Consider the following 26,496-nt stretch of genomic DNA (forward strand, 5'->3'; position numbering starts at 1 on the left):
CTGCCTCTATTTTATTTAACCTCTTCATCTTAGTATAATTATACCATATTCTTAACTTAAATACAAACATCGTTAATATTTTTAAAAAGTAATTACATAAAGTATCGTCAACGTAATACTTAAAGAAATCTAAACCTGGACCTTAGTTCCTCAGCTAAAGGTCTATTCGCCGAATCTTCTAAGAACGGGTCTCTCTCAAGAAGCTCAAAAGCCTCACCTTTGATGCTCTCCAGAAGGTCTAGATTCTGATAAGCAAGCTGAAGAGACTCGGTAGATATAAACCCATGCTGTCTAATACCTAAAATTTCACCACTACCCCTGATCTTGAGATCCTCTTCCGATATCCTGAAACCATCCTCTATATTCACCATAGCATTAAGCCTCCTGCGAGCTTCATCTGTTTTAGGATCAGCTAATAATATGCAGTAAGCGTTTTGAGAAGCTCGGCCAACCCTGCCTCTTAATTGATGGAGCTGTGACAGACCGAATCGATCTGCATCTTCTATTATGATAATTGAAGCATCCGGGACATCAATGCCAGCCTCAATAACAACAGTACTAACCAAGACGGATATCTCGCCTTTTTTAAACTCATCAACTATTCTCTTCTTATCCTCTCCGTCCATCTTGCCATGTAAAAGCGCTACCCTATCCGGACCCAGAAAAGATTTCAGCTCTCTGTAAACCTCTTCAACATTTCTTAACTCATCCTCTGAGTCTTCTATTCTTGGGCAGACCATAAAACCCTGAGCACCGCTATCGACCAACTCTTTTAAAAAACCATAGACATACCTCCTTCTCTCAGTACCAACCCAGTAAGTATTTATCTTCCTCTCCCCGAAAGGAGTCTCTCTTATCGTTGATATGTCCATATCTCCAAATATAGTCAAAGCCAACGTTCTAGGTATAGGCGTTGCCGTCATTGTCAAATAATCCGGAGTAGAGCCTTTCTTCTTCAATATTCTGCGCTGCTGGACTCCAAATTTATGCTGTTCATCCACTATGACAAGGCCGAGATTGTTGAATTTAACATCTTCTTGCAAAAGAGCATGAGTTCCGACAACAACAGATATCTCACCCACCGCAATATCTCTCTTTATCTCTCTATTGCTATCTTTCTTAAGACCGCCTACAAGTAAACCTGTCTCAATATTAAAAGGAGAGAGAAACTCCAATATTCTAATATACTGCTGCTGGGCTAAAATCTCGGTAGGAACCATAATAGCTGTCTGATAGCCTCCTGATGCCCCAAGCAGAGAAGCATAAGCTGCTACAACAGTCTTACCTGTTCCAACCTCTCCCTGAAGCAATCTATTCATAGAAGATTGAGAGAGCATATCTTTCTCAATCCTCCTTAAAACTCTCTCCTGAGCTTCAGTCAAATCAAACGGTAGAACATTCTTAAAATCCAACATTGTATCGGGAGTAAAGTTATGGCTGATACCTTGCTTCAAAAATTTTCTTTTAACTCTTTTCATACCTATTGCAAGCTGTATCATGAATATATCTTCGAATGCCAATCTATATCTGGCCTTCTCTATAGTGTCGATATTCTGCGGAAGATGGAGATTGATCAAAGCATCAACCCTGCTTATAATCGAGTAGTTCTTGATTATAAAATCAGGCATAAACTCTTTTATTTTACCTCTATATCTCTCTAATTGATCGCGAACCAGTTTCCGTATAAACTTCTGAGTCAATCTTCCGGAAAGAGGATATACTGCAACAATACCCATGTCCGGATCTCCTGAAGTCAATATCTCATAATCAGGAGAGTTCATTCTTAATCCTCTATAAAAGTTAACCTTACCGTAAAGAATAATATCAGAACCTTTTTTAACTACATTCTTGAGGTAAGGCTGATTAAACCAGCTAACATGAATGCTTGAACTACCGTCATCAACAACAGCTTCGTATATAGGTCTATTTCTCCTGGAGCGCCTAAGATGGGTAAGCCGTACCTCTCCTCTAATTGCTGCTCTATCTCCTGGTTTAAGCTCCGATATCTTTTTGATTATACGCCTATCTTCATACCTTCTCGGAAAAAGATAGAAAAGATCCCGCAAACTGCTAACACCTATACGGTTAAAATCAAGAGCTCTCTTGGGACCAACCCCTTTAATATAGCGAATATCATTGAATAGATTATTTACTTCTTGCATTTTACTTAACAAATATGATAATATTTAAAACTGTTTTTTACAAGCAAGGAGAAAATAATTATGAGCAGAGTATGTCAAATGTGTGGTAAAGGACCAACCGCCGGGCGCACAATAAAGAGGCGTGGTATGGCCAAAAAAAAAGGTGGTGTCGGAAAAAAGACCACTGGAATATCAAAGAGACGATTCTTGCCTAACCTGCAGAATGTAAAAGTTAAAGTAGATGGAAAAATAGAGACTATAAAAATCTGTACATCTTGCATCTCAAAAGGAAAGATTAAAAAAGCTTAAGCACCACCTTTAGACAATCTAAAATCTTCCAGAAAAAGCGTAACACTCTTGACTCCTTCCCAGACGCCAATTGAAGGTATATAGGCAATATCTATTAACTCTCCTACTTTGGGTAAATTATCGCCATCTCTATCCTTGTAAAGAACCTGCTGGGAAAAATCACCCTTCTTAACCAAAAACTTATAGAAATTGCGCGCCAGAGGCCTGACATTAGAAACAACTTTAACTGAAGAAGTCAAAAAGAGGGGTTCAGGATTCTCAGTTCCAAAAGGTTCAAGCAACTTTAAATCTTTAAAAAAACTATCATCTATTCGACCAAAATCCAATTCCCCATCCAGCTCAATTTTAGGAACCAGAGAGACATCTTTAAAGGCTTCCAGAGTGAGATCAGACATTCTATCTTTAAAATTATCCCAATTCTCTCTCTTTAAGGATATTCCACAGGCTGCGGCATGACCGCCAAACTCTTCCAGAATATCGGTACATAACGCTACAGCTTTAAAGATATTAAAATCGGGAATAGAACGCCCTGAGCCCTTAAGAAGCATATCAGACTCTGAGAAAACTATTGAAGGCCTATAATACTTATCTGCTAACTTTGAAGCAACAATTCCTAAGACTCCAGGATGCCAATCTCTACCCTTTACTATAACAATATTATCCCTTGAAAAATCAATCTCTCGTTCAACAGCCCTTAAAGACTCCTTAAGGATGTCAGCCTCTATCTCTCTGCGCTTTCTATTAGACTCTTCAAGCTTAGAAGCCAGAGCCTCTGCCTCAGTCCTATCCTTTGACATTAAAAGCTTGAATGCATCTTCAGCCGAATCAACTCTTCCTGCAGCATTGAGTCTAGGACCTAAGACAAAAGATATATTTTTAACACTTACCTTCTCCTTCTTTAAAGAGGCTATATTGAAGAGTTTTTCTAAACCCACTCTCTCTGTCTTCGCTAAAATTTTAAGCCCCTCCTTAACAAGTATCCTGTTCTCCCCTTTTAATGATGCAACATCAGCAACGGTACCTAGACATACAAGATCCAGAAAACCTAAAAGCCTCTTATCCTCTATACCTAAAATAGCCTCTAACACCTTAAATACAAGCCCAACCGCTGCAAGATCTCTATCAGGATAATTGCAATCCCTCTGCCAAGGGTCTATTATCGCATCTGCAGGAGGGTGAAGGTCTCCTTTAGGCCTATGGTGGTCTATTACGATGACATCTATACCGGAATTTTTAAGTCTCTCTATCTTACCTATTGCGGTAATACCGCAATCAACAGATATAAACAGATCTATTTTAGAACTAATCGCCGCACTGACTGCAGAGTCGCTGATACCATAACCTTCATCTATCCTGTGTGGAAGATATGGAATAGGCTCAAGACTGTTTATCCTGAAGAATTCATACAACAGAGCTAGTGAAGTTATACCGTCAACATCATAATCTCCCAACACCATAACCCTCTCTCCTTTAACTATCGCCCTCTTTATTCTAGCTACCGCTAAACCCATATCCTTAAGCAGATAAGGGTCATAGAGATCATAGAGAGTATGGAAGAGAAACCTTTCGGCTTCAACTATTTCAGATATACCTCTATTTAAAAGAAGACGGGAAAGAGCAAGAGAGATACTAAGGTTAGCACTAAGAACCTCAGCTTTTTTGGAATCAAAATCACGGAGATGCCAAACCTTGCTCATAACGACTCGGTACGCAGAAAACCTTCGGCATATTTCGTTTTAAGCCCTAAACTGCCGGCAAGCTTCATATCTCTATCCAGAACTCTCTGGACGAGAGAGCTCTCCTGACTATTAAAATCGGGGTTCCCTGACTGGGAGCAATGCTCCCTTAAGGATAGCGCCTTAAGCTCCATCAGGTGATCATCAAACCCAACAAAGAAATTAACATCCCTTTTATTGAAGCTCTCCCAAACACTCTTATAGCAATATATTATAGTCCTTATACTGTACTGCACCAGAGCCTCATCTATTATCTGCGCCCCCATAATATGGGTAGAATTAGGATCTCTGTCCGTAGCAACAAAGATAATATCCGGCATAAATGTAGTCAATAGATTATAAATAATCTCTGTATCTTCTGAGTCTGGAATTCGATTGGCGTAAAAAGGTAAGTTTAAAAATACAAGATCCTTCTCTTTTACGCCTAAAACAGCCATAGATTTAACAGCCTCTTTAGTTCTTATTTTTTTCTTCTTGTAATTAGGAATATTGGAGAATACCCCTCTCTCTCCGTTTGTAAGGTAAGCAATCTTAAATATATTTCCCCTTTGGGCAATCTTACAGATTGTTACCCCCATACCCACAACCTCATCATCGGGATGAGGAGAGAATATTAATATCTTTTTGTGCCTGGGAATAGAGTCTATCAACTCTTTTTACCCCTCATCCAATCTACTACCACAGGAGATGCAATAAAGACAGAAGAGTAGGTTCCCACTATTACACCCACAAGCAATACAAACGAGAATGGGTTTATAATCTCTCCTCCAAAAAGAAAGAGGGATAAGACCGTAAGAAGAGTGGTAAAAGAAGTTAGAAATGTACGGCTCAGGGTTTGATTGATTGAAAGATTGACAAGCTTTGAAAACTTCATCTTCTTTTGAAAATGCATGTTCTCTCTTATTCTGGCGAAGACAACAATAGTATCATTGATAGAATAACCGACGATGGTAAGCAGTGCTGCAATAACAGGCAGAGAGAATTCACGCTGGAAGAGGCTCATAGCTCCGACACATATCAATACATCATGCATCAATGCTATGATTGCTGCAATTGCAAATTTAAATTTAAACCTTATAGTTATATAGATACACATCGCAATAAGAGCAAAGGTTATAGCTGATATCGCTTTTTTTCTTAAATCCTCCCCCACTATAGCACCGACATTCTCTGTCCTTAAGATTATAGTATCATCCTTTCCAAAGACATCTCTTAATTTCGAAATTACATCTTCGGTAACACCAGAATAAGTACGGATTATAAACCTCTCTGTATTCTTGACACGCTGAATAAGAGAGTCTCCCAGCCCTATCTCGGACAAAGCAGTTCTTATATCATTCGTTGAAACTTCATTCTTAAATTCATACTCCTGAAGAATTCCACCTGTAAAATCGATGCCGAAATTCTTCTCCCCTCTGTTATAAAAAGAGAAGAAACCTACAACTATAAAAACCAGAGAGAGAAAGTAAGCAAGATGCCGCTTCGATATTAATTTTAACTTAGGAGTCGCCGAAAAGAAAGTAAGCATTGGTAATCTCTTCAAACCATAATAGGTCAAACAATCAAATATAACTCTGGTTACAAAGAGTGCGGTAAACATGCTGGCTGCTATACCTATACTTAAGGTAGTTGCAAAACCACGGATCGGACCGGTACCAAATTGAAATAGTATCAGGGCAGCTATAAGAGTAGTCAGGTTAGCATCTAAGATGGTAACAAAAGCCTTCTGATAACCGGATTGAATAGATGCAGAGAGAGGTTTACCCAACCTTAACTCTTCTCTTATCCTTTCATAGATTAAAACATTGGCATCTACTGCCATGCCTATAGTAAGAACAATACCTGCGATCCCAGGCAGAGTAAGTGTAGCGCCAAAATAACCTAGAGCACCGAATATTATAACCATATTCAATATAAGAGCAATTAAGGCAACAATACCTGCAATTAGATAGTAGAGGAGCATAAATAACGCAACTGCAGAACCGCCTATCGCTATAGCCTTAAAACCTTTAACTATGGAATCTTTGCCCATGAGAGGCCCGACAGTTCTCTCCTCTTCAATAACGAGAGGAGCTGGGAGAGAGCCGGCCTTTAAGACTATTGCCAGATCTCTTGCTTCCTGTAAACCAAACCTGCCGCTTATAACAGCCTCACCGGAAGGTATTCTCTCTTTTATAACAGGGGCTGACTTTATCTTCCCATCCAACAGTATTGCAAGTCTCTTACCTGTATTATCAGCTGTAATCCTGGCAAATTTACGGGCACCCTCAGCATCAAACTTAAGACCCACAATAGGCTGATTAAACCGTGACTGATCAAACCTTACCTCTGCATCCACAAGGTGTTCACCCATTAAAACCGCATTGCTATATAACAACAGAAGCTTCTCGTTGAGATACCTGACCTCATAACCTATGGGAATATTACCTGATAAAGCCCTCCTTACAAGCTCAGTATCGGAACTCACAAGCTTAAACTCTAAAATTGCAGTCTGACCGATAAGATTAACCGCTCTATCTCTATCGGCTATACCCGGCAGCTGAATCAGTATCTTATTCTTGCCTTGCTTCTGTAATACAGGCTCTTTAACCCCGAATTGATCAATTCTATTCCTTAATATCTCAAGCGCTCTATCAACAGCTCCCTCTCTTGCCTCCTCAAGAATCTTCTCAGTCTCGACTCTTAAAACAAGATGCATTCCACCTTTTAAGTCCAACCCAAGGTTAATCTTCTCCTGAAGCGGATAGAGACTGGCAATAGAGAAACCGACAATAGCCAGAATCAACAATATCTTCCAAAAAACATTCCTCATGCCATCCTCCTAATCATTAGAATAGATACTGTATTACCCGGTTAACTCTATTCGGAGCTCTTCTTGACCCTTGCGATAGCGCTTCTATCCAGGAGAACCTTTGTATTGTCATCTATCTTCAATAGAAACTCTCCCTTTTTGATATCTTGAATTACTCCATGCACTCCACCTATAGTAACAACCGAATCCCCCTTTTCAAGAGATCCTATCATCTTATCGTGCTCTCTCTGTTTATTGCGTTGAGGTCTGATAAGAAGAAAATAAAAGATAACAAAGATGAGAATCAAAGGAAAGAGAGTAGCCATAGGATTCGGCTGTGCTTGTACCTGTGCTAAAATCATACTATTCCTCCTTGTAGAATATAGACATTTTACTGATTAATTTACTTAGATTGCCTTCTCCTAAAACAACCCTTATTTTTTCCATAAGTTTACTATAGAAATATATATTATGAAAGGATAAAAGTCTTAATCCCAATATTTCAGAACTGTTTAGAAGATGTCTTATATAGGCAATATTATAGCTGCGGCAGACAGAGCAGTCACACTCAGAATCCAAACTTGACATATCATCCTTATATCTTGCATTTCGAATAACCTTCTTACCGCTCCAGGTAAAGGCAGTACCGGTCCTACCATAGCGTGTAGGAATAATGCAATCAAACATATCGACTCCAACCTCAACCCCTTTCAATATATCATACGGAGTTCCTATCCCCATAACATAGAGCGGTTTATCCCTGCCCAGTCTTGATGCCACATAATCTATGACTTCGTATATTAAGCTCTTCGGTTCCCCAACGCTGACTCCACCGACCGCATAACCATCAAAACTTATATTGAGAAGCTCCTCGATAGCCCTCTCTCTTAAATCCTTATAGGTTGCACCCTGTATAATGCCGAAGAGGAGAGGCCTGTTTTTATCTTTAAAATCGTAATATTTTAAAAAATGCTCTTTGCTTCTCTCTGCCCAAAGTAATGTCTTATCAAGGGCTCTCTCGGCATCTATCCTCGATGCAGGATATGCCAAGGGCTGATCTAAAGGCATAATTATATTGCTTCTTAATTTAAACTGGATATCTAAAACTGCTTCGGGTGTTAAGAAATGTCTGGAACCGTCAATATGGGAACTGAACTCAACGCCATCATCGCTAACTTTACGCAAATCAGCCATGCTAAAGACCTGATAACCCCCGCTATCTGTTAATATCAAACCATCCCAGGAGATAAACTCACCCAATCCTCCTGCTTTTTCAATAATTTCAACACCCGGCCTTAAGTAAAGATGGTAGGCATTGGACAGAATAAGTCTGTATCCCGCTTCTCTTAAATCCGAAGGAGTAAGAGTCTTAACGCTACCCTGAGTAGCTACAGGCATAAATAACGGTAACTCTAGACCTAAAATCTTTTTCATAATTTAAATATCCAAGAAGCACTCAAGAGGCTCTACTTCAACGAATAAAGATCTCCATTCCTAATCTATCTCTTACTTCTTTCAAGAGTTCTTTTTTTACACTTATCTTCTGCTGAGTTTCAAAGATCACATCTGCACCTTTTTCTTTACATACTACTCTCAAGGGGATTTCACCTTTGTACCTCTCCAAGATTTCAAATAACGGGCCCATCTTAGAGTCGATATCTTCGGATACGTCTATCTCTATAAAAGCAGATGAAAGGAACTTGTAAGGAGCCTCGTCTACTCCAAGAATCTCTGCCGCAACTATTTGCGGCTCTTCTCCTCTAAACATAAATCTCCCTTTTACAAAAACTATATTACCTTCTACGATAATATCCGCATTCTTACTGTAGACCTCTGGAAAAGCAATGACATTGATGCTTCCTTCTGAATCTTCTATCTTCATTATAGCCATGCGTTGATTCTCACCTTTTGTAACTTTTTTATTTAAAAAAGAGATCAATCCTCCAATCGTAACCTCAGAACCTTCTCTAAGATTAAGCAAACCTTTAGTATCTGTCGTAGAATATCTGCTTATAATATCCTCATACTCCTGAAGAGGATGGCCTGAAATGTAAAAACCCAAGAAATTTCTCTCAAATTTAAGCAGCTCTTCTTTTGGCCATTCTTCTATGTCGGGAATATATTTTTCCAGATTTACATCAAAAGACCCCCCATCTGAATCGAAGAAAGAGAGTTGCCCTTTAAGAGTATCTTTTTGAAAAAATTGGGCTACCTCAAGCGCTCTATCTAAAACAGTTAGAAGTGCTGAGCGTTTATGGCCCATGGAGTCGAAAGCTCCAACCCTTATAAGACTCTCGATAACCTTCTTATTTACAGCACGGGAATCAACCCTCTTACAAAAATCAAATATAGATTTAAATCTGCCCTTCTCTTTTCTAGCACCTATCATCGACTCCACTGCATGAATACCTACGTTCTTAACCGCATAGAGCCCGAAGCGTATCACATCCTCTTTGACAAGAGTAAAGCGTGTAAAACTCTCGTTGACATCAGGACCTAAAATCGTAAGACCCTTTTTCTGCGCATACTGTAAATAATCCCTCAATTTATCCGTATTGTGCATCTCGCTGCATAGCAACGCAGTAACAAACTCCGAAAAATAATGAGCCTTAAGATAGGCAGTGCGATAAGATATTATTGCATATGCAGTAGAGTGGCTCTTATTAAAACCATAGCCGGCAAACTTCTGTATCAAATTGAATATCTTCTCTGCCTTTCTCTCCCTGACATTATTGACCTGAGCACCTTTAATAAATTTATCCCGCTGCTCATTCATCATCTCAGGTAACTTCTTACCCATAGCACGTCTTAAGATATCTGCTTCAGCCATTGTAAAACCAGCTAAGTCGGATGCAATCTGCATAGCCTGTTCCTGATAGAGTATTATTCCATAAGTCTCTGACAATATAGGTTTTAGCAAAATATGTTCATAGCTTATATGAACTTCATTATTCTTCCTTTTGATAAAATCATCTACCATGCCTGAACCCAATGGCCCAGGCCTATAGAGAGCAAGTATAGCTATCAGGTCTTCAAACTTGTCAGGCTTTAACCTCTTGAGCAAAGAACGCATCCCGGAACTCTCAAGTTGAAAGACACCGCTGCTATCCCCTTCTGAAAGAAGCCTATAGGTATCCTTTTCGTCTGTTGTAATGTTTTCTACATTGACATCCTCACCCCTGGTCCTCTTGATTATTCTCTGACACTCATCTATCATCGTAAGAGTTCTAAGGCCAAGAAAATCCATCTTCATAAGGCCTACCTTATCAATGGAAGACATATCATAACCGGTTATGATTTCACCGTCGGGAACCTTATACAAGGGGATAAGTTCGACTAATGGCTTACCGCTTATGACCACTCCAGCGGCATGAGTAGAGACATGCCTTGCAAGACCTTCCAAAACTTTGGCCGTGTTAATCAAATCTTTCAATTTAGCATCGGTCATCATATTGGCCAGGGCAGGTTCAATCTTTACTGCCTTTTCAATATTCATATCCGGCTCTTGAGGAACCAACTTTGCAATCTTATCCGCCTCCTGATAAGGAATATTGAGGGCTCTGGCAACATCTCTTATTGCAGCTCTGGCCTGTAAGGTTCCAAAGGTTATGATCTGGGCAACATTATTTTCGCCATATTTCTCAATAACATAATCAATTACCTGCTGTCTTTTCTCGTAACAGAAATCTATGTCTATATCCGGCATAGAGACCCTATCAGGATTAAGAAACCTTTCAAAGAGCAATCCATATTTTAAGGGGTCTATTGTGGTGATATTTAAAAGATAACTTACAATGCTTCCCGCTGCAGAACCCCTGCCTGGACCTACAGGTATATCATGCTCCCTTGCAAAGTTTATAAAATCTCTGACTATTAAAAAATAATTTGTAAAACCAAGATTATTTATGACATTGAGCTCATATTCCAGCCGTCTCTTAACTCTATCAGTTATGTTCGGATATTTTTCAGATAGACTCTCCCGGCAGATCAAGCTCAAATATTCTCTCTGATTATATCCTTTGGAAACTTTAAAATTAGGCAGCCTAACCTTGTTAAATTCAAACTCAACATTACATCTACCAGCTATCAAGATAGTATTTGATATAGCTTCAGGAATCTCTGTAAATAACTCCTTCATCTCCTGGGGAGACTTAAAATAAAACTGATCAGTGCTAAACCTTAACCTATTTGGATTATCCATAGTGGTTTGAGTCTGGACAGCCAGGAGAACTTCATGAGCATGAGCATGTTCTTTTCTTAAATAGTGCACATCATTGGTCGCAACATAGAGCGTACCGGTCTCCTTGGCAAGTTTCAATGCACCTTTTATTAAATCTCTCTGCTCGGGTAAGAATTGATCCTGCATCTCTATGTAGAAAGAGTCTTTATCGAATATACTCTTATAGAAAGAGATACTATCTTTTGCTTTTTGAATATTACCGCCCAACAGAGCCTGATTTATCTCTGATTTCAAACATCCGCTTAAACAGATCAAACCTTTGGAATATTGAGAGAGAGCCTCCCTGTCTATTCTAGGTTTATAGTAAAAACCTTCCAGGTAGCCTAGGCTTACAAGTTTTACCAGATTCCTGTAACCATCTTCATCTTTTGCCAAAAGGGTGATATGATGAAGTCCCCTGCTCTTAATTCCACCGGATTTGTCAAACCTGGAACCAGGAGTTAAATAGAGTTCTGCCCCCATTAGAGGTTTTACTCCTCCCGCCATCGCTTTAGAGTAAAAATCTACGGCTCCAAAGAGATTGCCATGGTCGGTCACTGCAACTGCAGGCATTTTATGATGATTGCAGAGTTCTATTAACTCCTTAATCTTACATGCACCATCCAGCAGGCTATACTGAGAATGCAAGTGAAGGTGTACAAAATCTGAATGAATCATATATTATTTACTAATCACAGGTTATGCAATATTATTCCCACTCTATAGTAGCGGGAGGCTTAGAGCTGACATCATAAACCACCCTGTTAATACCTTTAACCTCATTAATAATTCTGTTTGATATCAATCCGACGGTACTGTAGGGCAGTTTAGCCCAATCTGCAGTCATACCATCAACGCTTTTGACAGCTCTGATAGCAAGCGTATTTTCATAGCTGCGGCCATCACCCATAACTCCGACGCTCTTAACAGGCAGAAGCACTCCAAATACCTGCCATACCTTACCATATAAACCCTGGGCCTTTATCTCTTCAATTATAATAGTATCGGCAGCCCTTAAGATCTTTAACCTCTCTTTTGTAATCTCCCCTATGATTCTAACCCCGAGCCCAGGACCAGGAAAAGGATGTCTATGTACTATCTCATCAGGCAGCTTAAGTAACTTAGCTATCTTTCTTACCTCATCTTTAAAGAGAAATCTAAAAGGCTCTATTAATTTTAAATTCATCTTAGGAGGAAGTCCGCCTACATTATGGTGACTCTTTATTTTAGCAGAAGGGCCTCCGAATGCAGGTAGAGACTCTACTACGTCCGGATAGAGAGTACCTTGGGCAAGATACTTAATACCTCCTATCTTCTTGGCGATAGACTCAAAAACTTTTATGAACTCATTGCCGATTATCTTTCTTTTCTCCTCAGGATCGACTATACCTCTAAGAGCACCTAAAAACCGCTCTGCTGCATCAATATAATGGAGGTTGATATTAAAATCTTTCTTAAAGATGCGGTTTATCTTATCTGCCTCTCCCTCTCTAAGCAAACCATTGTTTACAAAAACGGAATGGAGTCTATTGCCTATCGCTTTATTAAGAAGTATTGCAGCAACAGAGGAGTCAACCCCTCCGGAGAGACCTAAAATAACCCTCCCCTCGCCTACTCTAACCTTAATATCCTCTATTGATTCTTTAACAAAAGAAGAGAGTCTCCATTTTCTTTTACAATTACATAGATCTAAAAAGTTGCTCAGAATTTTTTTTCCATACTGAGTATGAACAACCTCGGGGTGAAACTGAACAGCATACAGACCCTCTTTAGACTCCATAGCAGCAACACTGCAATTATCAGTATAGGCAGTCTTTTTGAAACCCCGGGGTAATCTGCCAACCTCATCCCCATGACTCATCCAGCAGATAAAATCTTTTTTGATTGATTTAAAAATCCTGCTCTTACCATCACCAGAGTATATTCTGACCTTGCCGTATTCCCGCCTTTTTGAATTTAAGATTCGCCCGCCTAAGGATTTGGCCATAACCTGCATACCGTAACAGATACCAAGCACAGGAATCCCAAGCTTAAAAATATCTTTATCTGGAAGAGGAAATCTTTCCAGCTCAACGCTGCCTGGACCTCCGGAAAGGATTAAACCAGAGGGCGCTACTCTAGTCACCTCAGGGGCTTTAACACTAAAAGGAACTATTTCAGAGAAAACATTTAGTTCTCTTATCTTCCTTGCTATAAGTTGAGTATATTGAGAACCAAAATCGAGTATTAATATCTTATCCATAATAAATACTAAACAGTGAAATCAAAAATAAGAAAAACCCGCAACCGGACGACAAAAGCCAATCTATTTTCCCATTCCAACTCTCTGCGCACGCTGGAAAAGCTTTCCCTCTGTCTGTATTGAAGGGGCTATGATAATCTCAACCTTCTGCATCTGAGATATATTTTTTGCGCCTAAAGAACCCATGGCGGTCTGAAGAGCCCCGATAAGATTCTGAGAACCATCGTCAACTCTGGCAGGACCAAGCAGTATCTCCTCCAGAGTCCCAGTACTCCCTACATATATCCTAGTACCACGCGGTAAATTATAATGCGGAGTCGCCATACCCCAATGATAGCCTCTGCCGGGAGCCTCTTTTGCGCGCGCTAAAGATGATCCTATCATTACAGAATCAGCTCCGGAGGCAAAAGCCTTACAGATATCTCCCCCCGTACGCATACCTCCATCTGTAATCACGGGTACATACCGTTCTGTCTTTTTGAAGTAGTCGTCTCTTGCTCTTGCAACATCACAGGTTGCTGTCACCTGAGGCACACCGATACCTAAGACCCCCCGTGTCGTACAAGCTGCACCAGGCCCTATACCTACAAGGAGAGCGGCAGCACCAGTCTGCATCAAATCCATTGCAACATCATAGGTTACACAATTCCCCACTATAACCGGCATATTCATATCCCTACAGAACTTTTTATAATCTAAAACAGGGTATTCATCGGAGATATGCTCCAGAGATGCAACTGTTGATTGAATGACAAATATGTCACAACCTGCATCCTGAGCAATCTTTCCAAGTTTCTCAGCTCGCTGAGGAATAGCAGAGACAATACAATCGCAGCCTGAATCCTTGATCTCCTTTATTCTCCTGGAGATAAGTTCTTCCTTGATAGGCTCTTTGTATACCTTCTGCACCAATTTAGTTGCCTCGTCAGGATCTTCGCTTGTTATCTTCTCCAATACCTCATCAGGATATTCATACCTTGTCTGAACTCCCTCTAGATTTAAAACAGCCAATCCACCCAATTCGCCCATCTTGATAGCAAACTTTACATCTACGACACCATCCATAGCAGCAGCCATGATAGGTATTTTGTATTCTTTGCCGGCGAGAGACCATTTAACATCGACCTCACTGGAATTGATAGTTATACGTCCAGGAACGAGAGCAATCTCATCAAAACCATATGCTCTTCTTGCCTCTCTATTGCCTCCAATTATAACTTTCATCCTCTCCCCTTTTTAATTTGAAATTATTTCACAAAAAGAAAGTTGCAATAACTATATCACCAGGAAGAAGTATTGCCTGCTTCATCTGATAGAGTCGTACTCATAGGCAATACAGAACGTGCGTACTTCTCTTCTCCTTTTTGATCGTAGCTGCCGTATATCCAGCCAGATAGATGAGATCCTCTCTGAGAGATAAAGTCAGCTTCCTTTTTGGCAATCAATATCTTTGAAGACCCTTTAATGGAAGAGAGAAATTCCCTCGGCATCTTCTTTAAATATTTTGGGGTCAACTTAGACAGAGAAGATGGCCATCCTTCTTTGTCTTTATGATAACTTAGTAAGGCCACCCTTATTGATTCTAAATTTGTCTGAGTGGTTAAGTCGCATATCCGATATATATTCTTCTGGAATCTCGGAGTAATAAGATAGATAAATATAAGAACTCCGGTGATTATCAGCAACAGTTTTACTAAAACCCAACCTTTTTTATCCATGATTTTTAAATCATACAATTAAAACATCTAAACTGCAAGCAATTTTTAGCGGTAAAGCCTGCTGCTAAGAGACAAAACCCCAGACTTTGTCAAAAGCAACCATGGAGCCGCCAGCTGAAGGCTTAAACCATATTGTAACTGCAAGCAGAGAGAATCTTATATTATAACGCCAGACTTCCGATGCACCATGGCAAGAACAATAATGCCTAGATACTCTGACCGGGCTCCCCAAAACGGCCTTCACCTGCTCTATATCCATATCTGACTCTATACTCTGATACTGTTTCAAGTCTACACTGCGATAGAAGAAGCGGAACGAAAAAACAGCAACCATAAGCACTATTAAAGCTATCAAAATATAACCCTGCTTTCCCTTATTAACCATATTATTTATCCAGATACTTCCGAGGATCGGCTATCTTTCCTTCTAAAACAGAGGCTGCAACCGTAGCGGGAGAACCCAGATATATGAAGCTGTTTGGATTGCCCATCCTGCCCTTAAAATTTCTATTTGCAGTTGATATCACAATCTCTTTATCAGCAGGTACTCCTCCGTGAGTACCCACACACGGTCCGCACCCGGGAGAAAGTATTAATGCACCCGAGGAAAGAAGTATATCTATCAGACCTTTCTCTTGAGCCTGATTTAACACACTCTTGGATACCGGAGCAACTATCAACATGGACCTGACTCTCTTATCTTTAAGAATTCTCGCTGCTAATTCTAAATCTTCCAATCTCCCGTTGGTACAGGTACCGATAAATCCCTGATCTATCTTAACCCCGATAAGACCATCAATGTCAACAACATTGTCCACTTGATGAGGTTTAGCTATCTGAGGAGAGAGGGTAGAGAGGTCAAACTCTTTGACCCACTCGTATTCAGCTCCAGAATCAGCCCTAACAGGGTTAAATTTCATGCTGTCGGTCTTATCCTTAAGCCACTCAGCTGTCTTATCATCAAACTGCATTAGCCCTGCCTTTGCACCCAATTCAACAGCCATATTGGTTATTGTAAAGCGGGCTGCCATGCTTAAATCAGATAGAGCATCACCTTCAAATTCAATTGCTTTATAAGTACAGGAACTCGCACCAAGGGCACCTATAATATGAAGTATTATATCTTTTGAAAAAACACCCTGAGGAAGTTTACCGTTTAATACAATCTTCACGCTATAAGGAACCTTGAACCAATTCCTCCCTGTTGCAGCAACTATCGCAATATCAGTTGAACCCATTCCGGTTGAAAAACAGTTCAAGGCACCGTAAGTACAGGTATGAGAATCGGCACCTGTTATAAGATTCGAAGGCAATACATGGCCATGCTCCATAATAACCTGATGACAGACCCCCTCTCCTTCTGTATATATTATTGCTCCGGTCGAGAAAGCAAAATCTTTCATCTTTTTATGGATATTTGAAACACCCAGGTTGGGCGAAGGAACGCTATGATCGATAACAAGAGCATACCTCTTGGGAACCTTCAAAGTTTTAGTACCAAGAGCATTAAATGCATCTATTACAAGCGAACTTGTCCCGTCTTGAGAAAGGGCAAAATCAACTTTGGCCCTTACGATACCACCTGCCCTTGCTTCTGATTCAGACTTAAGGCTAAAAATCTTCTCGGATATAGTCTTAACCATTAAAAAACTTCCCTATCCTATCTATCCCTTCTTTGATATTCTCTATAGATGTTGCATAACTCAAACGGATATAATCATCAGCCCCAAAAGGCTCACCCGGTATAACACCGACCAACTTCTTATCCAGAAGCTCCTGAGCAAAAAAGAGAGAACCGCCTTTAAACCTCGATATATCCATAAACAAGTAGAACGCGCCCTCAGGTTTTATAAAAGATATCCCATAGCCATCCAACATCTGCATCATAACATCTCTTCTCTCTTTAAACTTCTTCTTTATAAAAGAGAGCCAGCTATCATCCATCTTCAAAGCCGCAAAAGCAGCCTTCTGACTTATGCTCGATGCGTTTGACGTCATCTGAGACTGCATCTTTGTTATCTCAGAGACCAGTTCTATATCCGCACCAATCCAGCCGATTCGCCAGCCTGTCATAGCATGTGACTTAGAAACACCGTTTATCGTTATAGTATTTCTAAAGATCTCACCCGACAAGGATCCGATAGAGATATGTTCACTCTCATATATGAGGTGCTCATAGATCTCATCGCTTATTATAAATATACCTCTCTCTAAAGCTATCCTTCCAAGAGACTGCAGCTCGTCTTCTCTCCAAACTATGCCGGTTGGATTAGTAGGGCTGTTCAATATAATACATTTTGTATTTTCGGTGATAGCTGCTTTCAGCTTGTCAAAGTCAGGCCTAAAGCCACTCTCCCTGCTGAAACTTACGATAACAGGAACCCCCGATGACAGCTTCACCATCTCAGGATAACTCAACCAATAAGGAGCCATAATGATCACCTCGTCGCCTTCGTCTATCAGGGTCATCAAAACATTTATCAGGGAATGTTTTGCGCCGCTGGAAACTACTATTTGGTTAGGGCTATATTTAAGATTATTCTGAAGCCTAAACTTCCTTGCAATCTCTTCTCTCAACTCAAGTATACCTGCAACCGGAGTATATTTTGTAAAACCGCTATCAATGGAATCTTTGGCATAAGATTTTATCTCATCTGGAGTATCGAAATCAGGCTCACCTGCGGCAAAGTTTATTACAGACCTGCCTTCTCTCCTAAGCTTCTTGATGAGAGAAGTTATTTTTAAAGTCTGGGAAGCTGATATACTTTTTACTCTCTTTGAAAAATCCATGCTATCTATTTTAAAACACTTAAAAGAACACTCTATTTTTCTTTTCTGGATTTTAAAAACCCTTTTAACCCCTGGAAGAAACCCTTACCTTTATCATCTCCTTTGTCTTCTTTCTTTTTAGAATCTTTATCTACCTCCTTTCTTTCTTTTTTCTTATCCTCTTTTTCGGTCTTCGGCTTCTTAACCGCTCTCTCTTCCTCCACCTCTACCTCGCCAACATCACCTGACAATTCTTTTTCCATTTTCATGGCTCTCTTCTCTTTTCTTAAACGGCGTGATTTCTTCTTATCTTCAATCACTTCTTCTTTTATCTTTGTAAACTCCAGAATAGCCATTAAGGCATTATCACCGCGCCTATTGTCTGCTTTTAAAACACGGGTATAGCCTCCCGATATGTCCTTAAAACGGGGAGCAATGTCATCAAAGAGTTTTTTAACCAAACTTCTATCCTGCAATAACTTATAGACCTCTCTTCGGGAATGTATATCGCCTCTCTTACCTAAGGTTACAAGCTTATCTATATAGCGAGACGCCGCCTTAGCGCGCTTATAGGTTGTCTTTATACTCTCATTTTTGATTAAAGATATAGCAAGACTTTTAATCAAAGCTTTCCTTTGATCGGCAGGCTTAGATAGCAAGATAATCTTTTTACGGTGTCTCATTTTATACTGCCTCCTCCTGCAATTTTGTCTTTATCTCCTGGGGTAATTCCATTCCGAAAGACATTTTCATCTCTTTTAGAATATCTTGCAGTTCGTTCAGAGACTTTTTACCAAAATTACGATGCTGAAGCAACTGCTGTTCTGTTAACCGAACAAGATCTCCTATCGTATTGATGTTGGCATCTTTAAGGCAATTGGCACTTCTGACAGAGAGCTCTAGCTCAGTTATAGGCATCTTAATCTTATTTAAAAAATCATGATCAAGCACATCTACAACCTCTTCCTCTCCCTCTTCAACAACCTCTCCCATCTGCGTAAAAACATCCAGATGCCTCTGCAAGATATATGCTCCATAGACCAGAGCTTCTTTAGGTTCAACACTCCCATCTGTTGTTATCTCTATTATCAGTCTCTCATAATTTGTTACAGCTCCGACTCTTGTATTCTCCATTCTAAAATTCACTCCGGTAACAGGAGAGAAAAGAGAGTCAATTACAATAACTCCTATAGAATCGTCTTCTCTTTTGTTTCTATCTGCTGGAACCCAACCGCGGCCACGTCCTATCTCCATCTCAATATCAACGTCTATATTCTCAGTAACGGTTAAAATCCGATGCTCAGGGTTGATAATCTCTACAGTCTCATCTGCTGTAATATCACCGGCCTTATAATCTCCCTTTTTAGAAAGTTTTAAAGTAACTCTCTTAGGCGCACGAGAATGAGACTTTAAAATCAAACCCTTAAGATTCAATACTATTTGAGGTATATCCTCAAGAACTCCTTTTATGGTAGAGAACTCATGGTCCACTCCTTTTATCTTCAAGGATGTAACCGCGCTACCTTCAATAGAAGAGAGCAGTATCCTCCTTAATGAGTTACCTACTGTCACAGCATAGCCTCTTTCAAATGGCTCAGCAATAAATTTTCCATAAGTAGGAGAGTAGCTATCTTCATCCCACTCTATCTTAACGGGCATCGCAAATTCTTTCATTCTTATTCCCATATCTAACCCTCCTTATCTGGAATAAAATTCAACAATAAACTGTTCTTCTATCGGAACTACAATATCTTCTCTGGCAGGAAAATTTCCGACCCTAACTTCTAATTTTCCTTTGGGAACCTCCAGCCAAGAAGGAACAGGCCTATCTTCGGCCATCTCTTCGTTGGCTTTTATAATACTCTTGGAAGCCTCTCTTTTCTTAACTGTTATCACGTCATCAACAGAGACAACGCAGGAAGGGATATTTACCCGTCTTCCGTTAAGATATATATGCCCATGATTAACCAGCTCTCTAGCCTGCGATCTGCTTAAAGCAAAGTTTGCCCTGAAGATAACATTATCAAGACGCCTCTCAAGAAGCTGAAGCATAATCTCACCTGTTACCCCTTTGGTCTTGGCTGCAATTTGATAATATTTCTTCATTTTCTTCTCACTAACACCGTAAATATTCTTAACCTTCTGCTTCTCTTTTAAACGAACACCATAATCTGAATGCCTTATACGCCTCTTCCCATGCTGCCCCGGCGGATAAGGTCTCTTATCTACTGCGCATTTATCTGTATTACACCGCCTACCTTTTAAGAAAAGCTTCATACCAGCTCTTCTACATAACCTACAGACTCCAGTTCTTAATTGACTCATCTATGCTCCTCCTTAAACTCTTCTTCTCTTTGGCGGCCGACACCCATTATGCGGTATCGGTGTTATATCTTTAATCACTCTTATGTTAAGACCTGCTGCCTGAAGAGACCTAACGGCAGTCTCTCTACCTGCCCCGGGACCGTTGATATAAACCGTAATCTCTTTAACACCATAATCCAGAGCACGCTTTGCAGCCTGCTTAGATGCAATCTGCGCGGCAAAAGGAGTAGACTTCCTGGTTCCTTTAAAACCGGCAACGCCGCCTGCTGCCCAAGAAAGCACATTGCCATCTTTATCGGTTATAGTGATAATTGTATTATTAAAAGGAGCCTGGATATGAGCAATTACAAATTCGACTCTCCTTGTAATCTTCTTTTTTTTAACTCTCTTCTTTAGCTGTTGAGCCATAACTAAGCCTCCTTTTTCTTCTTCTTGATCTTAATCGCACTAGGCCCCTTCCTTGTTCTGGCATTTGTCTTTGTTCTCTGCCCTCTTACAGGCAGGCCTAACTTATGCCTTCTGCCCCGATAAGAGCCTATCTCTATCAGATGTCTTATATTCTGCTGAACCTCGCGCCGAAGCTCACCTTCTACCGTATAAGTCTTCTGTATAAAATCAGCTAATTGAGAAATCTCATCATCGGTCAATTCATCTGTCTTCTTACTGCTATCCATACCGCAGCCCTTGAGTATCTCCTGAGCCCTTGAGCGACCAATTCCAAAAATATAAGCTAAAGCAAACTCTATTCTTTTATTTTTAGGAAGTTCAACACCAACTATTCTTGCCATACTATCCTCCTACTCAACACTTTTATCATTTCTCATTTTAAGTTATTATCCCTGCTTCTGTTTATGCTTCGGAATGGTGCAGATAACCCTTAAAACACCTTTCCTTTTTATGATTTTGCACTTATTACAAATCTTACGTACTGACGATTTTACTTTCATAAAAAACCACCTTATTACTTCCTATAGATTATCCTTCCCCTGGTAAGATCGTATGGAGAGAGCTCCAATAATACCTTATCGCCAGGCAATATTTTAATATAATGCATCCGCATCTTACCCGATACATGCGCTAAAACCTTATGCCCACCTTCAATCTCTACTTTGAAAGTTGCATTTGGCAAAGTCTCCGTTATCTTACCCTCTACCTGAATAGGTTCTTCTTTAGCCATATTAAAACTCCGTCAATACCTGAGGTTTACTTCCCCAGATAAGAATAGTATGTTCAAAATGGGCTGAGAGACTATTATCCTCAGTTACAGCGGTCCAGCCATCCTCTAAAATATTGACCCTATAATCTCCATCATTAACCATAGGCTCCAGTGCGAAGACCATACCGTTTTCAAGATAAGGCCCTATAGAAGGAGAGCCAAAATTAGGAATCTCAGGCTCCTCATGCAGTTCTCTCCCTATGCCGTGCCCGACAAACTTTCTCACGATAGAATAACCTCTATCTTCAACATAGCGCTGTATAGCTGATGATATATCCCCTAAAGTATTTCCGTTTAAGGCAGACGATATTCCATTGTAGAGAGCCTCTCTTGCTGTCCTGATTAACGTTTCCGCTTCAGCGGTTATCTCACCAACTGCAAAAGTAGCTGCCATATCACCGTAAAAACTTTTATATACAACACCAATATCTAAACTTAAGATGTCTCCCTCAGAGAGAAGACGACCTTCAGCCGGTATCCCGTGCACAACCTCATTATTTATAGAAGTACATATGCTCTTTGGATAACCCATATAGCCTTTAAACGCGGGTTTACAATGGAGTTCGGCAATCAATTCTTCGGCTGCACTATTCAAAGACTCAGTAGTTACGCCCGGCTTAATCTTCCTGCTTAACCTCTTCATAACAGAGGCAGTCTTCTTGCAAGCCTTCTTAACTCCTGCTATCTCTTCTTTGCTTTTTATTGGTATAGCCATCGTCAACATATTAGAGAACCTTAATATTAATATCTTTTAGCTTTTTCTCAACATGACTGAATACATCTTGAGCACTCAGATCTCCTGAGACCTTAAAGAGAATGCCTCTCTTGTCATAAAAATTTATAATATTTTCAATCTGCTCTCTATAGACTTCCAACCGTCTTTTGATAGTATCTTCCTTATCATCCTCTCTCTGGTAGAGCTCGCCACCGCACCTGTCGCATGTCCCCTCTTCTTTGGCTGGAGAATATTTTATATGATAATTAGCTCCGCAATGTATGCAGACGCGCCTTCCAGTCAAACGCTCAAGTATAACATTAACGCTGGCATTTAAATAAAGTACTATATCTACCCCTCTCTCTATCTCTTTGAGAAGAATATCTAAACCTTTGGTCTGTTCTATGGTTCTGGGAAAACCATCTAAAATAAAACCGCTATTTGCATCTTCTCCAGACAATTTCATCCTTACCATCTTAAGCACAACATCATCGGGAACCAATTCTCCCTTCTCAACATATCTCCTAAGCTCAGCTGCAATCTCACTACTGCTATCTTTAAGAATCTCTCTAAACATATCTCCTGTTGAGATATGAGGTATCTTATAATGACGTGCTATTAAATCCGCCTGAGTGCCCTTCCCTGCACCCGGAGAACCCATTATGATCATATTTAGATGTTCTCTCATCTTCTACCCCTAATACGTCCTTTTCTCATAAAACCTTCGTACTGCCTCATCAGAAGTTGAGACTCAAGCTGCCTCTCTGTATCCAGCAATACACCTACGATAATCAATATACCCGTGCCTCCGAAGAAACTTGCTACCAAGAAAGGAATATGCAAAATAGCAGATATAATCGAGGGAAGGACTGCAATGACTGCAAGAAATACTGCACCAGGTAAGATAATCCTGGTCATAATCTTATCTAAGTATTCTGAAGTATTATTACCAGGTCTTACTCCAGGGATAAAACCGCCATACTTCTTCATGTTCTCCGCAACATCTTTAGGATTAAAGACAAGGGCGGTATAAAAATAACTGAAAAATATAATCAAACCACTGTAAAAAATATAATAAAGAATTCCTTGCTGACTAAATAGTGAGACTATTTTTGAGACAACCGGGTTATCGATAAAACCTCCAATAGTCGCCGGGAACATCAACACAGACTGTGCAAAGATAATAGGAATAACTCCAGCCTGATTTATTCGTAGAGGAATAAAGGTGCTCTGCCCGCCGTATACACGCCTACCTATAACACGCCTTGCATATTGAACGGGAATTTTCCGTTGCCCCTGAGTTATAAGAACCACTGCTACGACCACAAGAACAAGCATCGCAGCCATAATAATCAGAGTGAAAGGCTGAATCTGACCTCCTGTAGGAGAGAATGGATCAAGGAGAGAATAAAGCTGTATCATAGCAGCAGGTATCCTCGATATTATACCGGCTGTTATTATAAGTGAGATACCATTACCGATGCCGAACTCTGTTATCTGTTCTCCCAGCCAGACTATAAACATAGTACCTGTAACAAGGGTAAGAACAGTGGTAAACCTAAAGCTCCAACCAGGATTAAATACTATCTGGTAACCCTGAAAATATTGAGGGTTCTCAAGCCAGAGACCTATAAAGAAAGCCTGAAAGATTGTAATGATCACCGTAAAATATCTTGTATATTGATTGATTTTCTGTCTGCCGTTATCCTGATGAGCAAGTCTCTCCAGAGCCGGAATAACAGGAGTAAGAACCTGCAGTATAATAGATGCAGAGATATAAGGCATAATACCCAGAGCAAAAATAGTAAGCCTTCTCATAGCACCGCCGCTAAACATATTTATCATTCCAAACAGAGTTCCGCCTGGTGTCTCTGCAAGGCTTTTAAAAAACTCAGATAAAGCCTGACCATTTATGCCTGGTGTAGGTATGTACGACCCTATCCTGTATACAGCGATAAGAGCCAAAGTTATTAAGATCTTACGGCGTAAATCTTTGATTTTAAAAGTATTAACTAAACCTCTAATCATCTTTTATCATATTACCTTAACCTCTCCGCCATTAGACTCTATTTTCTCTTTTGCTGCTGCACTAAAAGCGTGGGCAGAGATTTTAATTTTTTTCTTTAACTGACCGTCTCCTAAAACTTTAACCGGCTTATTTGAATACCGTATCAAACCATTGCTCTTTAAAACTTTGGGATCTATCTCAGATAAACTTATATTTTCTAAGTCAGAGAGATTGATAGTCTGAAAAGAACGAGCAAATCTTTTATTATTAAAACCCCTTTTAGGAATTCTTCTAATAAGAGGCATCTGTCCACCTTCAAAATAGGCTGCTATGCCGGGGCTCTTTCTGGATTTCTGTCCATCCATTCCTCTTGTACAAGTCTTACCTCTTGTCGACCCGACTCCACGGCCAACTCTCTTTCTATTCTTTTTAGCACCGCGAGGTGCTTTTAAATCATTCAACTGCATCTTTCACCTCTTGAGCTTTTTCCACTTCCTCTTTCGCTATATCTACACCGCTTTTACTGACTCTTAACTGTTTTAAACCGTCCATCATCGCTTTTGCTAAATTTATAGCAGTAGGAGAACCCAGAGACTTTGTAAGAATATCCTTTATTCCCACCATCTCACATATCGCACGTACAACACCGCCAGCGATAACACCGGTACCGGCTGAAGCAGGTTTTAAAACGATCTTAGAAGCGCCGAACTTACCAAGCACATCATGAGGAATCGTAGAACCTAAAAGCTTTATTGTAACTACATCTCTCTGTGCAGACTTTATGCCTTTCTTAATTGCCTCGACAACCTCATGAGCTTTGCCAAGACTAATACCGACTCTGCCTCTTCCATTACCAACGGCTACAAGAGCATTAAAGGATATGGTCTTGCCTCCTTTATTCGTCTTGGTAACCCGATTAATTGCTATCACTTTTTCCAGTAATGTAATTTCCTGATTTTCAGGCACTATATACCTCCTTTAAAATTCCAACCCTGCTTCTCTTGCCGCATCGGCTAGAGTCTTTACTCTTCCGTGGTATTTATATCCGCTGCTATCAAAAACAACTTTCTTTACTCCGGCTTCTTTAGCCTTCTCTGCAATGTGAGCACCGACTATCTTTGCAGCCTCCAGAGAGACCTTAGACTTAACCTCATCCTTTAACTCTGACTCTAAAGAAGAGAAGGAGGCTAAAGTCTGACCCTTGATATCATCGATAAGCTGCACATAAATATAGGATAGACTGATATAGATAGACAGCCTGGGTCTCTCAGGAGTCCCTGAAACCTTTCTTCTTATTCTACCATGTCGCCTCTTGTGTGCCGCTCTTTTCTTCTTAATGAATGTTCTTAATTCCATAATTATTTAATTCCTGCTTTGCCTGCTTTCTTTCTCACATATTCACCTTTATATCTTATTCCCTTGCCCTTATAAGGCTCGGGCGGATAATAAGCTCTTATCTCAGCAGCTACTTCTCCAACAAACTGCTTATCAATACCCTTAACAATAATTACCGTAGGCTTGGGTATCTCTATAGAGATACCATCGGGTATTGAGTATTCCACGGGATGAGACTTACCGATCTGCAAGCTCAACTTCTTACCCTGAACTTGAGCCTTGTAACCTACACCTATAATCTCCAATTCTTTTTGAAAACCTTCAGTTACTCCTGTCACCATATTGTTAACCAGAGACCTGGTCAAACCATGCAAAGCACGAAATCTCTTCTCCCCGCTACTCCTCTTTACAACGATTTGATTCTCGCCAACCTCAACAATTATACCCTCTGGAATGGGAGACTCCAACTTCCCTTTGGAACCTTCAACGTACGTAATGCTATTCTCTATTCTTACTTTTACTTTAGCATTGATACTAATGGGTTTTTTACCTATACGTGACATCTTTTATACCTCAGTATACTTGGCAGATCACTTCGCCGCCCAGATTGTTTTTCCTGGCATCTTCATCGCTGAGGAGACCGCCTGAAGTTGTTAATATAGCCAAACCTATTCCGTTTAAGACTTTCGGGATATTATCTTTGTCAACATATATCCTGCAACCCGGCTTAGATATTCTCTTTATATCCTTAAGAGCAGGTTTATTTCTAGCTAAATATTTAAGATATACCCGAATAACACCCTGAATATTATCCTCCATAACTTTAAACTCTTTAACAAACCCTTGGGCTTTTAAAATCTCAACAACCTTAAGGAGTAATTTGGAAAATTTTATATCAACACTCTCCTTGCTTACTCTATAGCCATTTTTAATTTTAACAAAAGCATCCGCTAAAGGATCAGATATACTCAT

The 26,496-nt window shown here is 40.0% G+C and carries 29 protein-coding genes; 1 reads left to right on the plus strand and 28 read right to left on the minus strand.

All coding sequences use genetic code 11. The annotated features are described in order from the left end of the window. Positions 1-119: 119 nt before the first annotated feature. Positions 120-2,162 carry an ATP-dependent DNA helicase RecG gene (gene recG, locus P9L98_01790; GenBank protein MDP8216039.1) on the minus strand — a complete coding sequence of 681 codons (2,043 nt, stop codon included), beginning with the start codon at positions 2,160-2,162 and terminating at the stop codon, positions 120-122. A gap of 60 nt (positions 2,163-2,222) precedes the next feature. Between recG and rpmB the strand changes: the two genes are divergently transcribed. Then, complete coding sequence (gene rpmB, locus P9L98_01795; GenBank protein MDP8216040.1) at positions 2,223-2,450, plus strand: 50S ribosomal protein L28; 228 nt, start codon at positions 2,223-2,225, stop codon at positions 2,448-2,450. Here the strand turns inward: rpmB and recJ are convergent. From recJ to rpsH, 27 genes are all read right to left on the minus strand, one after another. After that, positions 2,447-4,147 carry a single-stranded-DNA-specific exonuclease RecJ gene (gene recJ / locus P9L98_01800; protein MDP8216041.1) on the minus strand — a complete coding sequence of 567 codons (1,701 nt, stop codon included), beginning with the start codon at positions 4,145-4,147 and terminating at the stop codon, positions 2,447-2,449. The two genes, rpmB and recJ, sit on opposite strands and share 4 nt — an antisense overlap. Next, on the minus strand, positions 4,144-4,836 hold the full coding sequence (locus tag P9L98_01805) for a PIG-L family deacetylase (GenBank protein ID MDP8216042.1): 693 nt from the start codon (positions 4,834-4,836) through the stop codon (positions 4,144-4,146). The genes recJ and P9L98_01805 overlap by 4 nt, the downstream gene beginning before the upstream one ends. Continuing rightward, positions 4,833-6,998, minus strand: coding sequence for a protein translocase subunit SecD (gene secD / locus P9L98_01810; GenBank protein ID MDP8216043.1), 2,166 nt, complete (start codon positions 6,996-6,998; stop codon positions 4,833-4,835). The genes P9L98_01805 and secD overlap by 4 nt, the downstream gene beginning before the upstream one ends. Positions 6,999-7,045: 47 nt before the next feature. Beyond that, positions 7,046-7,339 carry a preprotein translocase subunit YajC gene (yajC, locus tag P9L98_01815; protein MDP8216044.1) on the minus strand — a complete coding sequence of 98 codons (294 nt, stop codon included), beginning with the start codon at positions 7,337-7,339 and terminating at the stop codon, positions 7,046-7,048. Position 7,340: 1 nt separating this feature from the next. After that, positions 7,341-8,411, minus strand: coding sequence for a tRNA guanosine(34) transglycosylase Tgt (tgt, locus tag P9L98_01820; protein ID MDP8216045.1), 1,071 nt, complete (start codon positions 8,409-8,411; stop codon positions 7,341-7,343). A 37-nt stretch (positions 8,412-8,448) separates the two neighbouring features. Next, positions 8,449-11,874 (minus strand): DNA polymerase III subunit alpha, encoded by a 3,426-nt coding sequence (locus P9L98_01825; protein MDP8216046.1) that lies wholly within the window; start codon positions 11,872-11,874, stop codon positions 8,449-8,451. Positions 11,875-11,905: 31 nt separating this feature from the next. Next, entirely contained in the window at positions 11,906-13,438 is a 1,533-nt protein-coding gene (gene guaA / locus P9L98_01830) for a glutamine-hydrolyzing GMP synthase (GenBank protein MDP8216047.1), read from the minus strand. Between the two features lie 63 nt (positions 13,439-13,501). After that, a complete protein-coding gene (locus P9L98_01835; GenBank protein MDP8216048.1) occupies positions 13,502-14,662 on the minus strand; it encodes a GuaB3 family IMP dehydrogenase-related protein in 1,161 nt (386 codons plus the stop codon). 56 nt (positions 14,663-14,718) lie between these two features. Beyond that, the gene (locus P9L98_01840) at positions 14,719-15,156 is read right to left on the minus strand and encodes a hypothetical protein (protein ID MDP8216049.1); all 438 of its coding nucleotides are present in this window, start codon (positions 15,154-15,156) and stop codon (positions 14,719-14,721) included. Positions 15,157-15,220: 64 nt separating this feature from the next. Continuing rightward, positions 15,221-15,541 carry a hypothetical protein gene (locus P9L98_01845; protein MDP8216050.1) on the minus strand — a complete coding sequence of 107 codons (321 nt, stop codon included), beginning with the start codon at positions 15,539-15,541 and terminating at the stop codon, positions 15,221-15,223. Between the two features lies 1 nt (position 15,542). Then, positions 15,543-16,799 (minus strand): 3-isopropylmalate dehydratase large subunit, encoded by a 1,257-nt coding sequence (locus P9L98_01850; GenBank protein ID MDP8216051.1) that lies wholly within the window; start codon positions 16,797-16,799, stop codon positions 15,543-15,545. After that, the gene (locus tag P9L98_01855; protein MDP8216052.1) at positions 16,792-17,946 is read right to left on the minus strand and encodes a pyridoxal phosphate-dependent aminotransferase; all 1,155 of its coding nucleotides are present in this window, start codon (positions 17,944-17,946) and stop codon (positions 16,792-16,794) included. Before P9L98_01855 ends, P9L98_01850 begins: the two co-directional genes overlap by 8 nt. A gap of 32 nt (positions 17,947-17,978) precedes the next feature. Then, a complete protein-coding gene (gene rplQ / locus P9L98_01860; GenBank protein ID MDP8216053.1) occupies positions 17,979-18,608 on the minus strand; it encodes a 50S ribosomal protein L17 in 630 nt (209 codons plus the stop codon). 1 nt (position 18,609) lies between these two features. Next, complete coding sequence (locus P9L98_01865) at positions 18,610-19,611, minus strand: DNA-directed RNA polymerase subunit alpha (protein ID MDP8216054.1); 1,002 nt, start codon at positions 19,609-19,611, stop codon at positions 18,610-18,612. A gap of 12 nt (positions 19,612-19,623) precedes the next feature. Next, entirely contained in the window at positions 19,624-20,250 is a 627-nt protein-coding gene (gene rpsD, locus P9L98_01870; protein ID MDP8216055.1) for a 30S ribosomal protein S4, read from the minus strand. 12 nt (positions 20,251-20,262) lie between these two features. Then, positions 20,263-20,658 (minus strand): 30S ribosomal protein S11, encoded by a 396-nt coding sequence (gene rpsK, locus P9L98_01875; protein ID MDP8216056.1) that lies wholly within the window; start codon positions 20,656-20,658, stop codon positions 20,263-20,265. 2 nt (positions 20,659-20,660) lie between these two features. After that, a complete protein-coding gene (gene rpsM / locus P9L98_01880) occupies positions 20,661-21,038 on the minus strand; it encodes a 30S ribosomal protein S13 (GenBank protein MDP8216057.1) in 378 nt (125 codons plus the stop codon). A gap of 45 nt (positions 21,039-21,083) precedes the next feature. After that, on the minus strand, positions 21,084-21,197 hold the full coding sequence (rpmJ, locus tag P9L98_01885) for a 50S ribosomal protein L36 (GenBank protein MDP8216058.1): 114 nt from the start codon (positions 21,195-21,197) through the stop codon (positions 21,084-21,086). A gap of 14 nt (positions 21,198-21,211) precedes the next feature. Then, entirely contained in the window at positions 21,212-21,427 is a 216-nt protein-coding gene (gene infA / locus P9L98_01890; protein ID MDP8216059.1) for a translation initiation factor IF-1, read from the minus strand. Position 21,428: 1 nt separating this feature from the next. After that, the gene (map, locus tag P9L98_01895; GenBank protein ID MDP8216060.1) at positions 21,429-22,181 is read right to left on the minus strand and encodes a type I methionyl aminopeptidase; all 753 of its coding nucleotides are present in this window, start codon (positions 22,179-22,181) and stop codon (positions 21,429-21,431) included. Between the two features lie 10 nt (positions 22,182-22,191). Beyond that, on the minus strand, positions 22,192-22,869 hold the full coding sequence (locus P9L98_01900) for an adenylate kinase (GenBank protein ID MDP8216061.1): 678 nt from the start codon (positions 22,867-22,869) through the stop codon (positions 22,192-22,194). After that, entirely contained in the window at positions 22,866-24,209 is a 1,344-nt protein-coding gene (gene secY, locus P9L98_01905; GenBank protein MDP8216062.1) for a preprotein translocase subunit SecY, read from the minus strand. The genes P9L98_01900 and secY overlap by 4 nt, the downstream gene beginning before the upstream one ends. Before the next feature lie 6 nt (positions 24,210-24,215). Continuing rightward, complete coding sequence (rplO, locus tag P9L98_01910) at positions 24,216-24,656, minus strand: 50S ribosomal protein L15 (protein ID MDP8216063.1); 441 nt, start codon at positions 24,654-24,656, stop codon at positions 24,216-24,218. Next, the gene (rpsE, locus tag P9L98_01915) at positions 24,643-25,158 is read right to left on the minus strand and encodes a 30S ribosomal protein S5 (GenBank protein MDP8216064.1); all 516 of its coding nucleotides are present in this window, start codon (positions 25,156-25,158) and stop codon (positions 24,643-24,645) included. Before rpsE ends, rplO begins: the two co-directional genes overlap by 14 nt. Positions 25,159-25,167: 9 nt before the next feature. Continuing rightward, positions 25,168-25,545, minus strand: coding sequence for a 50S ribosomal protein L18 (gene rplR / locus P9L98_01920; GenBank protein MDP8216065.1), 378 nt, complete (start codon positions 25,543-25,545; stop codon positions 25,168-25,170). A gap of 2 nt (positions 25,546-25,547) precedes the next feature. Continuing rightward, positions 25,548-26,087, minus strand: coding sequence for a 50S ribosomal protein L6 (gene rplF / locus P9L98_01925; GenBank protein ID MDP8216066.1), 540 nt, complete (start codon positions 26,085-26,087; stop codon positions 25,548-25,550). A 10-nt stretch (positions 26,088-26,097) separates the two neighbouring features. After that, positions 26,098-26,496, minus strand: coding sequence for a 30S ribosomal protein S8 (rpsH, locus tag P9L98_01930; GenBank protein ID MDP8216067.1), 399 nt, complete (start codon positions 26,494-26,496; stop codon positions 26,098-26,100).

It is taken from the genome of Candidatus Kaelpia imicola (genome assembly GCA_030765505.1).
Classification (GTDB): Bacteria; Omnitrophota; Gorgyraeia; order Kaelpiales; family Kaelpiaceae; genus Kaelpia; species Kaelpia imicola.